7 protein-coding genes are annotated in these 13,066 nt (G+C 62.3%); 4 read left to right on the forward strand and 3 right to left on the reverse strand.

Going from position 1 to position 13,066, the window contains the following annotated elements; genetic code table 11:
• The first annotated feature begins 359 nt into the window (after positions 1 to 359).
• Positions 360 to 3,017 (forward strand): DNA gyrase subunit A, encoded by a 2,658-nt coding sequence (gyrA, locus tag GE027_RS06215; protein ID WP_153556360.1) that lies wholly within the window; start codon positions 360 to 362, stop codon positions 3,015 to 3,017.
• A 478-nt stretch (positions 3,018 to 3,495) separates the two neighbouring features.
• On the opposite strand, the gene msrA is transcribed toward gyrA, so the two are convergent.
• Positions 3,496 to 4,179 (reverse strand): peptide-methionine (S)-S-oxide reductase MsrA, encoded by a 684-nt coding sequence (gene msrA / locus GE027_RS06220; protein WP_237607328.1) that lies wholly within the window; start codon positions 4,177 to 4,179, stop codon positions 3,496 to 3,498.
• A gap of 306 nt (positions 4,180 to 4,485) precedes the next feature.
• A complete protein-coding gene (locus tag GE027_RS06225) occupies positions 4,486 to 5,550 on the reverse strand; it encodes an FAD-dependent oxidoreductase (RefSeq protein WP_237607329.1) in 1,065 nt (354 codons plus the stop codon).
• A gap of 127 nt (positions 5,551 to 5,677) precedes the next feature.
• Between GE027_RS06225 and GE027_RS06230 the strand changes: the two genes are divergently transcribed.
• Positions 5,678 to 7,543, forward strand: a complete 1,866-nt coding sequence (locus GE027_RS06230) for a carbon starvation CstA family protein (RefSeq protein WP_153556322.1) — start codon at positions 5,678 to 5,680, stop codon at positions 7,541 to 7,543.
• Here the strand turns inward: GE027_RS06230 and GE027_RS06235 are convergent.
• On the reverse strand, positions 7,514 to 8,587 hold the full coding sequence (locus GE027_RS06235) for a DUF1207 domain-containing protein (protein ID WP_162006597.1): 1,074 nt from the start codon (positions 8,585 to 8,587) through the stop codon (positions 7,514 to 7,516). The genes GE027_RS06230 and GE027_RS06235 overlap by 30 nt on opposite strands.
• Positions 8,588 to 8,769: 182 nt before the next feature.
• Here GE027_RS06235 and GE027_RS06240 point away from each other — a divergent pair, with 182 nt between their 5' ends.
• Positions 8,770 to 9,111, forward strand: coding sequence for a hypothetical protein (locus tag GE027_RS06240; protein WP_237607330.1), 342 nt, complete (start codon positions 8,770 to 8,772; stop codon positions 9,109 to 9,111).
• Positions 9,112 to 9,357: 246 nt separating this feature from the next.
• Positions 9,358 to 13,059, forward strand: a complete 3,702-nt coding sequence (locus GE027_RS06245) for an efflux RND transporter permease subunit (protein WP_153556324.1) — start codon at positions 9,358 to 9,360, stop codon at positions 13,057 to 13,059.
• Positions 13,060 to 13,066: the final 7 nt, after the last annotated feature.

Below are 13,066 nucleotides of genomic sequence, written 5' to 3' on the forward strand. Positions count from 1 at the left end.
TGTCTGAGCCCTAAATCGGCTAGAATCCGGGTCTGTTAATTGGGCTTCGGATCCGCTCTGTTGCGGCCCGCCGAGCCCCATCCGCAGGCGGCGTCCGGCGACGATAGCCGAGCCCGTTCCGGGCTCCGGTCCGTGCCCTTCGGCGGCCCGTCTGCGCCGTCCTCACGCACGGCAATGTTGACCTTGCTGGGTTAGAAGCCGGCACCCTTTTTTCCAAGGATTTCGAATTGTCAACCGACGGAAATGATCCCGGTAGTGGCGGTGGAAACGGCGAAGGTGAGGGCGACATCGTCCCGCGATTCGAGGGCGAACAACACGGCTTTGGCGAGAGCGGACGCGGTGGCGCCGGCGCCCTGCGGATGATCGATCTGCCGATCGAGGACGAACTCCGCGACAGCTACCTGACGTACGCGATGAGCGTGATCGTCAGCCGTGCGCTGCCCGATGTTCGCGACGGGCTGAAACCCAGCCAACGACGGATCTTGGTCGCCATGAACGACCTGAACCTCGGTCCGGGTTCCAAACGTGTCAAGTGCGCCAAGATCTCCGGCGATACCTCGGGTAATTACCACCCGCACGGGGAAAGCGTCATCTATCCGACACTGGTCCGCATGGCCCAGGAATGGAACCTGCGTTCCCTGCTGATCGACAAACAGGGGAACTTCGGGTCGATCGCCGGTTTGCCGCCGGCGGCCATGCGATACACCGAAGCGCGACTGTCGGCCGTGGCCGCGGCGATGCTGGAAGACCTGAAACTCGATACGGTCGACTACATCCCCACCTACGACGAGGTGCGTACCGAGCCGACGGTGCTGCCTTGCAAATTCCCCAACCTGTTGGTCAATGGCAGTGGCGGGATCGCCGTCGGTATGGCCACCAGCATCCCACCGCACAACCCGACCGAGGTGTGCGAGGCCGTGATTCGCTTGATCGACAACCCCGATCTGACGATCGCGGAGATCATGGAAGTGATGCCGGGCCCGGACTTTCCCACCGGCGGCATCATCTGCGGCCGCTCGGGCATCATCCGCGGCTACAAGACCGGACGCAGCACGATCCAGGTGCGCGCACGCTGTACGATCGAGGAAATGAAGGGCGGTCGGTCGCGGATCATCGTCAGCGAGATCCCCTACCAACAGTACCGTGACCGCGTGGTCGAAAAGATCGCGGCGTTGGTCAACGGCGATCGCATCAAAGGCATTTCGGCGATCCGCGACGAGAGCGATCTGAAAGAACCGGTTCGACTGGTCATCGAACTGAAACGCGATGCCGATCCCGATGTCGTCCTCAATCAACTGTATCAATTCTCGCCCCTGCAGGATTCTTTCTCGGTCATCCTACTGGCCCTGGTCGATGGCAAGCCGCGTGAGTTGACCATCAAGGAGATGCTGCAGGAGTTCGTCCGCCACCGGGTCACCGTGATCCGCCGCCGGACCCAGTTCCTGTTGGCTCGGGCCCGCCGCCGCAAGCACACCGTCGAAGGTCTGCTGTTGGCCCTGGCGAACATCGACGAGATTATCAAAACCATTCGCACCAGCCGCACGCAGAGCGAAGCCAAGCAGCGGTTGATGCAGATCGAATGTCCTGCCGCGTTGATGCAGCGAGCCCTCGGCGACGAAGGCTTCGGCGAATTCGTGTCCGAGCGGGGCGAAGCGGAATCCTACACCCTGACCAGCGTCCAGACCGATGCCATCCTGCGGATGACGCTCGGACAATTGGTGAACTTGGAACAGGAAAAGCTGGCTGGTGAACACGCTCAACTGCTGAGCGAGATCGGCGAGTACGTGTCGATCCTGGCCGACCAGCAGAAGATCTACGACATCATCAAAGCGGACCTGCAAGAGGTGCAGCGCCGCTTTGGCGATCGGCGACGAACTGAGATCAGCACCGAAGAACTGGGCAACATCGACCTGGAAGACCTGATCGCCGAAGAGACCATGGTCGTGTCGATCAGCCACCGGGGGTATATCAAACGCACCCCGGCGACGACCTATCGCGCCCAGCGTCGCGGAGGCAAGGGTTTGAAGGGAGCCAAAGTCGAAGACGAGGATCCCATCGAACACCTGTTCGTGGCCAGCACGCATGCGTACCTGCTGTTCTTTACGACCGCCGGCAAGGTCTACTGGCAAAAAGTCTATGACCTGCCACAGCTGTCGCGGGACAGCCGCGGTCGAGCCGTGGTGAATCTGTTGCAGTTGGCCGAAGACGAACAGATTGCCGAATGTTTGGCGATCCGCGACTTCGACCAACCAGGACACTTCATCATGATGGCCACCAAAGAGGGCCTGGTGAAGAAAACATCGCTGGAAAGCTACAGCCGTCCCAAACGCGGCGGGATCATCGCGATCAAACTGCGTGAACAGGACCACCTGGTCGACGCGGCGGTCGTGGGCCCAGGCACCGAGGTCGTTCTTGTCACCGCGTTCGGGATGGCCATCCGCTTCCCCGAATCCGATGCTCGATCGATGGGCCGCAACACCTCCGGCGTCAAAGGTATCAACCTGGCCGACGGCGACAGCATCGTCGGCATGGTGGTCGCCGATCCCGACGCCACGCTACTGACCGTCTGCGAGAAAGGCTACGGAAAACGAACGCCCTTCGGACCCAACGCGGCCAATGGCGACGATGCGGCCGAGGGCGATGAGGACAGCGGATCCAGCGGCGCACGCTACCGCACGCAGAAGCGAGGCGGCAAAGGTCTGCGGGACATCCGCACCAGCGAACGGAACGGAAACGTCGTGGACATCGTCCGGGTCACCGACGAGGACGAGATCCTGATGATGACCGCCAAAGGCAAGATCCAGCGAATCGCCGCGAGAGAAATTAATGTCATCGGACGCAACACCCAAGGCGTTCGCGTGATGAACCTGGACAGCGACGACCAGTTGATCGCCGTGGTTCGCGTGCCGGCCGAAGAGAACACCATCGATGCGGCGGCGGATGCCGCCGAAACGCCCGCTCTACCCGAACCGGCCGAGGACGTAGCCGGTGCAGAAGAGCAGGGGCCGGCCGAGTGAGTTTAGTTGTTGGTTGACCGTTGCTGACGCGAACGGGTTCTACGTACGGACAAAAACGTTTTCTCCCCTCTCCCCCAAATCCTGGCGAGCCTAGGCGAGCCAGGATTTGGGGGAGAGGGGTCGGGGGTGAGGGGGATTGCAGCGTGGGTTCGTCGGTGCTGCGTCTCAATGCGGTACCCGGCAGACAGAGTAGATGCCCGGAGTCAGCCAGTTGCACCTGAGCCCCCTCACCCCCGGCCCCTCTCCCACCACCGCTTCACTCGCTGACGCTCGCGGCGCCGCGGGGGAGAGGGGAGAAAACTTCCTTATCTAAACATAGCATCCGTTCGAGTCCGGTTCGGTGATGGTTGCAGTTGTCGATTGCGAGAATCGCGAAGCGATGGCAGTCGACAGCCTCGGATGCAATCCGAGGTAACCAGGCCCTTCGAACCTTTCCTCCCCCTCCCCAAAGTCTGGCGACTTCGGCTGCGGGCGGCCGCTACTGTTCGCGGCGGCTGCCCACGCCCTCTTCGCGGACTTTGTCCTCGAACAGGTTCTTGAACTTCTTGACCTTCACCGCGGCGGTCGCTCGGCAGTAGGCGTTGAACGGATTGCGGCGGTAGAAGTCCTGATGGTACTCCTCGGCATCCCACCAGGTTCCCAGCTGGCTGACCTCGGTGACGATGGGCCGGCGGAACTTCTTGGCCTTGTCCAGTTTTTCGATCATCGCCTCGACCGCCTGCTTCTCCTGCGGGGTCTTGTAGAACACCGCACTGCGATACTGCGGGCCCACATCGTTGCCCTGACGGTTCGGCGTCGTCGGATCGTGGGTGCTGAAGAACACCTCCAAGAGATCGTCGTAGCTGACGACCGAAGGATCGTAGTAGATCTGAATGGCTTCGGCGTGATTGGTCAGTTTGGCGCAGACCTGTTCGTAGGTCGGATTGGGTTTGCTCTCATCACCGGTATAGCCGGACACGACGTCATTGACGCCTTTCATCTGCTCGAAGACGGCTTCGGTGCACCAAAAACAACCGCCGGCAAACGTGGCGACTTTTTCCTCTGCGGGCGGTGCGGTTCCCGTGCCAACCGAAGCCGGCACAGGCGTCTGAGCCTCGGCACCACAACCCCAGGCGAAAACACAAAGTGCTGCGGCCAGCAGCGAACGCATCGATACAACCATCACAGAATACCTTCGAAACACAAGACGAACGGAGACACGTCCCGGAGGGCCAACGACCCATGGGCTTGTCGCGTCCAGCGGTGCCCTGTCCAGAAAACTCGAACATGGCGGGGGCGGGAACGGCGGGGACCTTAGGCGGCCACGGTGGGCGCACCCAGTATAGATGCATTCTACACCACCCTACCCACCGACGCGAACACCCCATAGGGCAGAGGCCGTCGGGCTGTGGAAACGTCCCTGCTCTCGGCTGGGACAGCCGAGCTACTATGGGATAGCCGAGCTACTATTTGTCACCGCGGCGGCGAGCTACAACAGGTTCTGCTCGGCCAGCAGGCGTTCGGCGTCCAGGGCGGCCATACAGCCGGTACCGGCCGAGGTGATCGCTTGACGGTAGTAGTCGTCGGCGACGTCGCCGGCGGCAAAAACGCCTTCGACACTGGTCGCGGTACGGAACGACTTGGTCCAGCGGATGTAGCCCTTGTCGGTCAGCTCGACCTGGTCGCCCAGGAATTTCGTGTTGGGCGTGTGGCCGATGGCCAGGAACAGCCCGCCGATATCCAAGCTGGTTTCCGTTTGTTCTTTGTTCTGGATCAAACGCAGCGAGCTGACCCCGTTGTCGTCATCGCCCAGGACCTCGAGCACTTCATGGTTCCAGAGGATATCGATTTTCTCGTTGCTGGTCAGCCGCTCCTGCATGATCTTCGAGGCCCGCAGCACATCGCGGCGGACGACCAGATAGACCTTGGAGGCGAACTTGCTCAGGTAGGTGGCTTCCTCGATCGCACTGTCGCCACCGCCCACGACGGCCAGCGGTTGATTGCGGAAGCGGGGCAGGGCACCGTCGCAAACCGCACAGGCGCTGACGCCGCGATTCTTGTAGGCTTCTTCGGAGTCCAGACCCAGGTAATTGGCTCGGGCACCGGTCGCAATGATCAGGGTGTGACACTGATGCTTGCCGTTTTCCAGCGTATCGACCGTGAAGGGTCGGGAGCCCAGTTCGGTGGCCGTCACGTCGTCGGTGATCACCCGGGTGCCGAAATTGCGGGCCTGTTGCCGCATCAGGTTCATCAGTTCCGGGCCCGTAACGGCGTGGGCTTCTTCGCTGGGCGGGGGCATCATGTACTTCTGCGAATCATCGATCGCCGAATTCAGGAACTCGGCCAATTTCCCCGAAGGAAAGCCGGCGTAGTTTTCCACTTCGGTGGTCTGCGCCAGCTGGCCCAGCGGCAACGTTCCTTGCAGGCGGTTCTCTTCGGTGTTGGCCCCTTCGAAGACCAAGGGTTCGAGGTTGGCGCGGGCGGCGTAGATGGCGGCCGACCAAGCGGCAGGTCCGCTGCCGACGATGATGGTTTTTTCGATTTTGTCCGACACGTCTGATTCGACTCCGAATGTCACAGGGCAAGGGGCACAGTGGGCGAGTGGCTGAAGGGCGGGTATTATAGGCAGGAGTCGATGCCTTCGAGTACCGCCCCCACCTTCCGCTTTTCTAAATTCGCCCATGACAACGCTGCTTGTGGCCATCGCTTCGTTGGTCGGTTTCGTGATCGCCTACCACACCTACGGACGGTGGTTGGCCCGCAAACTATTTGGTCTATCACGCGACAATCCGACCCCCAGCCATCAGCTGCGTGACGACGTGGATTTCGTGCCCACCCGCCGTTCGGTCATCTTTGGCCATCACTTCACCAGCATCGCCGGCACGGGACCGATCGTGGGCCCGGCTCTGGCCGTGTTCTGGGGCTGGCTGCCGGCCCTGCTGTGGGTGATTTTCGGCTCGATCCTGATCGGCGGCGTCCACGACCTGGCGGCTCTGGTGATCTCGGTTCGCAACCGTGGGCAAACGATTGGCGAAGTCGCCGGGCGGTTGATCTCGCCGCGGGCCAAGCTGCTGTTCCTGATCGTCCTGGCGGCGGCCTTGACGATCGTGCTGGCCGTGTTCGGGCTGGTGATCGCCACCGTGTTTGCGATCTATCCCGAATCGGTGCTCAGCGTGTGGGTAGCGATGCCCGTGGCCGTGGTAATCGGCATGTGGGTCTATCGCAGCGGCGGCGGACTGTTGGCGCCCAGCCTGCTGGGCCTAGCCATCCTGTACGCCGCGGTTTGGCTGGGTGCGTACTACCTGCCGATCGATTTGTCGCGAACGTTTTCACCGGACAACCATTTCTGGAATCCCAAAGTGGTCTGGACCATCGCCCTGCTGGTGTATGCCTTTGCGGCTTCGGTCCTGCCGGTGTGGCTGTTGCTGCAGCCGCGCGACTATATCAACAGCCAACAGCTGTACGTGGCCCTGGGGCTACTGGTTGTCGGACTGGCAATCGCTTCGGTCAGTGGCAAAGCCGATTTGTTCGCCACCACGCCGGCCATCGCCGAAACCGTTCCGGCGGGAGCTCCGCCGATCCTGCCCTTTTTGTTCATCACCATCGCCTGCGGCGCTTGCAGCGGCTTTCACTGCTTGGTCAGCAGCGGCACGACCAGCAAACAGATCGACCGCGAGACCGACGCCCAAGCCGTGGGCTATGGCGCGATGCTGCTGGAGGGAGCCTTGGCGGTGCTGGTGATTCTGGCGTGTTGTGCGGGGGTAGGCATGGGCCCGATCGCCCGCAACGAGGTCGGTGGCACGATTCAGTACGAGCATGCGGTAACGGCCGAGGGCGTGGCGATCACCGGCCGCGATGCCTGGCACCAGTACTACCGCACCGGCGGTCGCTGGCAGGATCACAATCTGGGCGACAAACTGGCGGCCTTTGTCGACGGTGGTGCCAACTTTATCGCCACCGTCGGTGTGCCTTTGCAAATGGCCGTGGCAATCATGGCGGTCTTGGTTGCCAGTTTCGCGGCAACCACCCTGGATACGGCTACACGACTGCAGCGCTACGTGCTGCAGGAACTGGGTGCTACGCTGCGGATCACCCCGCTGACCAACAAATTCGTGGCGACCACCACCGCGGTGGGCATCGCCGCGGTGATCGCATTTACGGCCGGCAGTACCCCTGGCGCAGGCGGCCTGATGTTGTGGCCCCTGTTTGGGGCGACCAACCAATTGCTGGCCGGGTTGGCGTTGATGGTGGCATTCTTCTATCTGACGCGCCGCGGAAAACCCCTGGCCGTGATCGGCGTGCCGATGATCGCGATGATGCTGATGCCCGCCTGGGCCATGTCGTACAACCTGGGCATGGACTGGTACCGTCAGGGCAACTGGTTGTTGGTCGGTTTTGGCGTCGGCATCCTGGGCCTGCAGCTTTGGATGATGATCGAGGGCATCGTCTTGTGGCGTTCGGCTCGCGGCGTGCTCGAACCGCAATTGCCGTCACTGGAGACACCGGTGCCGCAGCCTTTAGAAGTCGTACCACAGGCCGAGGCCTAATTGCTGTTCGTGCTCGCGGAAAAACGAGTACTGGGGGCTCTTGCCGTTGAAATAATTCAGGCCGATCCGCAGCACGCCGGATCGCTCGTCACGTCGCCAAGCCCAACCGATCTGGCCGGTGAAGTGGCCGCTGTAATCCAGCTCTTCCCGCAGGTGGGCGTGGACGGCATAGAACAGGCCGCCCCAGACTCCGGTACCGAAACGCGGTGCGCGTTCCAGCCCGAACATGAACTCCCACTCTTCGCTGATGTCGTTGTAGAACGCCCAGCCACTCTCGCCGTAGACCCGGGTCTGCGGGGTCAGCCAGTAACCGGCACCGGCATACAGCACATCGCGGCTGAAGTTCAGCCGGTTGAAACGCGGCCGTTTCAGCAGGAACTCGTCGCCCACGTGGGAGCTGAGGTGGTAGTAGCCCAAACGCGTGTGCAGGCGTCCGAAGCCAAAGGACAGCGGCACGCCCGCACGGAAGTCGACGGACTGGAAATCCATGTTGTCCGAAGGCGACAAGCGCAACTGGGCCGAGCCTTCGACATCCAACTGGGCACCGTGCAGAAACGGCCCCGTCCGGCCGCGGTTGTATCGCAGCAGTCCAAAACGCCCGCCCAGCGTCGCATCCAACATCTGATCCTCGCCGCCGCTGTAAATCGCCGAAAGCCGCGACGCTTTGACATCCCCCAGATAGAAGGGATAGATCGTGTCGGTGGGCAGCGCCTGCCAGCGATGCATCCCTGGCGATTCAGTCGGCGATGACGGCCAGTGGGGGTTGCCACCCAACCACTGGACCGTGTCCTGGCTGGCATCGTACAGTGTTAACGGTTGCAGCGGAGAGCTGTGCGAGCTCTGGTAGGGATCGAAGCCGATTTCGCCTTGCGCCCACGCAGACCCGCTGCACAGGACGACCGCCCCGCCAAGCACCACCGCGCACAGGACCAGCCCCCCTGCCGCCAAGCGTCCAGAGTGCTCTGGTCGCGCGGGGTAATTCGAGTCCGCGGTCAGATCGGGGCGCGTCTGACCCGGCAGTCGGCAGGATGATTGTCCGTCCATGATCATGTTATGTACTGGCAGATCGTCTTGGCGGCCAGAGCAACCTGTGGCAGGTCACCGCAGTCCCCAGCCCTCTCGCCAAGTCCTGACTGAGCTTGCATGACGCGGAGGATTTCTTTAGCGTCCGGCTTAACCTTTCATCCCCCTTTGCTCCCTCGGTCCCCCACCCAAGGAACCCCGAAATGATCTCCTGCCGCTTGCCCCTTGCTCTTCTCCTGGCAGCAACCGCTGGGCTGACGTTCCTCAGTCCTCACAGCGTCGCCGAAGGCCCCAAAGAAGAAGTCCGCTATCGATGTGTCGAGTGGCAGACCAAGCACATTCACGACAACGACAAAGCCGGCAAGATCGCCAAGACGCTGGCGGATTTGAAATGCGAAGTCGAACGCGCCGAGCACGACGGCCACATCGACCTGAAATACCGCTGTCCCGAGTGGCGAAAAATGACGCTCAAAACCCACGAAGAAGCCCATAAATGGGAAGAGTGGCTGAAGCAGTACGGCTTCGAAACCGAGCATCACCACTGATAGACCAGTCTTCGCAACCGCTAGGACCATCCTCGATCCTTTCCCGACGCCCTCCCCCGCTGGCCAATCGCCGTGGACCAAGCCCACTGCTAGCAGTACGCTGATTATCCTGTAACGAGAGGCTTAATGTCCGAATCAACCCATTCCTGTGGGCTTTGAAGGTATCCAACCATTACTGCGCCGCCCCCCTCCCCCGATTCGTTCCTCGCTCGACGCAGCTTCTTTGGGCTCCCCAACGCGCTGTTGTTGCTGGTCGTTATTTTCTTTTTCCTGCCCTGGGCCACCCGCTCGGCTCGGCTGAGCCTGCAGAATACCGAAAACAACGTCAAAGACTGGCTGCCGGACGAATTCCGCGAGACCGCGGAACTGGCTTGGTTCGGGGAGTACTTTGCCGGCGAACGGTTCGTCCTGGCCACTTGGCCGGGAGCCACGGCCGAAGACCAACGGCTGAGCCTGTTTGCCAGCAAGCTGCGAGCCGAATCCGCCGGGGCGGTGCCGGCGAAGATCCCACCCCACTGGGAAGCCGCCCGCGAGACGGCCGAGGAACTGGCGCTGATGCTGCCGGCCGACCACCACAAGAACTGGGGCGGCCGCAATGAGAAATGGCTGACCAGCGAGGATGGGCGTTGGTACTTTGTCACCCCGGACGGCAAGCTGTTCCGCTGGGAAGGTGAAGCCAATGTGGTGCAATTCCTGGTCTCCGGTGCCAAACGGCTGTTCCGTGGCCCACAGGTCGAAGGCACGTTCGTCGCCGCCTTTGGCGGACAATCCGAAGACGGATCGGCCAACCCCTACTACAACAACCCCACGCTGCTGACCGCGTCGCTGTTTCGTACCGTGCAGACCGGGCCCGACGTGGCCGAGATGCTGGCGGTCGAGGGCGGTCCGCTGTGGCCTGTCGACCTGACCGATCCGGAACTGAAACCCATCGTCGCCCGGCGACGGGCCGTCGAGCGGTTGACCGGGACGCTGTTTGCCCCGGCCGTGCCACACGATTTTTCCTGGACCGGCGAAGCGTTTTACGAAGCGGCCGAGTCGCACGTTGCGGATCGTTCGCGTGACGAAATGATCGAACGCTTCGAGGCGGCCGTCGCGGCGGTTGTCCAGGATCGATTCGACGGCCGGCGACAGGCTCTCCGCGAGGCGGACTCGCGCCGGCAAGCCGATGCCTGGTACGCCGTCTTTGACAGGACGGAGGTCGAACCGCCACCCCGGCAGACCGCCGTGATGGTGACCCTGACGCAACTGGGCCAACGCAACCTGCCCCACGTCGTCGGTCGTGGCGTGATGGGAGCCCCGCGAGGTCGTCTGCTGGCCCTGGCCGAACAGTCCGGACTGGAGGCGGCCCAGGTGCCGTCGATGGCTCCGCCACCGTTCAACCAGATCGAAGCCATCGGCAGCTCCGGCCGGCCGCCGCTGCGCCTGGGGGGCCCGCCGGTCGACAACGTCACGATCGATGAAGAGGGCACCATTACGCTGTCGCGGCTGATCGGCTACAGCGTGCTGCTGGGCTTCGGCCTGTCCTACCTCTGCTTTCGCAGCTTGAAGATCACCATCATGGTCTTCGCCGTGGGTGGCATGTCCGCGGTCTTTGGTTTGGCGATGGTCGGCTGGACCGGCACGGCCGTCGATGCGATCCTGCTCAGCATGCCGTCGTTGGTCTATGTTCTGGGGCTCTCCAGCGCCATCCACGTCGTTAACTACTACCGCGACGAGGTCAAAGCGGGCGGCGTAGCCGGGGCGCCCGGACGCGCCCTGCGGCATGCCGTGGTGCCCTGTACGTTGGCCGCGGTCACCACCGCGATCGGATTAATTTCGCTGTACACCAGCAACATCACGCCGATCCGAAAGTTCGGCCTGTTCTCGGCCATCGGTGTCCTCGGGACGATCGGTATTCTGTTCGTCTACCTGCCGGCGGCCTTGGAGACATTCGTTCCCAAACTGGCAAGCCGCGAAAAGGATTCGCGAGCCGATAGTGACGATGGTGGCTTCCTGGGTCGCCTGTGGCACGCCATTGGCCAGTGGATCGTTCGCCGTCACCGCTTCGTCGCGATCACCTGTTTCATCGGGCTGATCGCCAGCACGGCCGGACTGCTGAAGATCCAAACCACCGTACAACTGCTGAAGATGTTCAGCAGTGATTCGCGCATCATCAGCGATTACGCCTGGCTGGAAGATCACTTCGGCAAACTGGTGCCGATGGAATTGGTCGTCCGGGTACCGCCCGAGGCCGGCGACGACCGGCCAGCAGCGAATGCCGGCGCCGCGGCTCAAACGGACCTCGTCGCCCAAGACGGCACCGCCGCAAAAGACGGCACCGCCGACCAAGACGCTTCCCAACGTACGGTTCCGCTGAACATGCTGGAACGCGTCGAAGCGGTCTCGCACATTCAGACGGTCGTCGAACAGGCGTTTGGCGAACGGGGCATGGGAGTCGTCGGCCGAGCGATGAGCACGGCGACGTTCTTGCCCGATCTTCCGCCACCATCGAACAGTGACCACAGCCCCACGCGTTACCGGTACAACCAAGAATTGACGGCGGCTCAGAAAGAGCTGCAGCAGAGCGATTACTACCGGGTCGAAAACAGCGGTGCATTCGAAGGCAGCGATCTGTTTCGGATCAGTCTGCGGGTCAGCGCACTGGCCGACGTCGACTACGGCCGTTTCATTTTCCAGCTGCGAAAAGCCGTCGAACCGGTGCTCGAGGCGTATCGCAGCGACCAGGCGGTCAGTCGGCAATTGGAAGACGGTTCTCACAGCAAGCGTTTGGTGGCCGTTCTCGGGCGCAGCCAACCGCAGCCGCTGGGCAGAGAGCCGATTCTGCAGGAGGCCGACACCGAACAGGCCGACGAACAAACACACCAACAGATCGACCAGCGAGCGATCTATGAGACGGCCCTGGCGGATCTGCTCCGCAACCATCGTCGCACCCGTATCCTTTGGCACGATCCCACCAGCGGTGCGCTTCAAGGCAAATCGCGAGCCGAGGGATGGGGCAAGAACCTGGCCCGAGCCGACATGGTGGTGCTGCTGCGCGACCACCCCGACTACGACGTCGAATTCATCAAACAACACGCTTCGACGGTCCTGGACCTGCGCGACGTGCCCTTTGACCGCGTCTCACCGACGATCGTCGACGGCATTCCGGTCGCTGAGAACGCCGGTCCGCTGGAAGTCGTCTACACCGGCGTGATTCCCGTGGTCTACAAAGCCCAGCGGACGCTGCTGTACAGCTTGGTCGAATCGATCGCTTGGGCTTTTGTCCTGATCGCGATCGTGATGATTATCTTGCTGAATCCCGGCCGCAATCCTTTGCAGTGGATCTACCCCGGTAATCTGGTCTACGGCGTGGCGGCCGGAATGGTAGCCATGATTCCCAACATCTTCCCCGTCGCAACGGTGTTCGGATTGATGTGCCACATGGGAATCAAAATCGACATCGGCACGATGATGGTCGCGTCGGTGGCGATGGGCGTGGCGGTCGACGATACGATTCACTTTTTGGCTTGGTTCCGCCATAACCTCGACAGCGGAATCGGCCGCCTACAGGCCATCACCGCGACCTATCGCCGCGTCGGCCCAGCCATGACGCAAACCACCATCGTGGGCGGATTGGGATTGTTCGTCTTTGCGCTCAGCTCGTTCACGCCCACGCAGCGATTCGGGATGTTGATGCTGGTGATGCTCAGTGCGGCCCTGGTCGGCGACCTGATCTTCCTGCCGGCCTTGTTGGCCAGCCCCTTGGGCCGGGTCTTCAAGCCGCGGCGGGCCAAACCGGCGGCCAAAGCCGCTGCGGCGGCGAACGACCAACCGGCCGGCGGTTTGACGAATGATTCCGAGGCGGTGCCCACTGCCGAGGGTGCCCGCAACGGACACCCCCATGCACCGCACGCCGCCCTGCGGAACGACCCCGCCCATCGTCCCAAAGACAGCAGCGCGACGCGGTAGTGGACGA

The organism is Roseimaritima sediminicola, assembly GCF_009618275.1.
GTDB classification, from domain to species: domain Bacteria; phylum Planctomycetota; class Planctomycetia; order Pirellulales; family Pirellulaceae; genus Roseimaritima; species Roseimaritima sediminicola.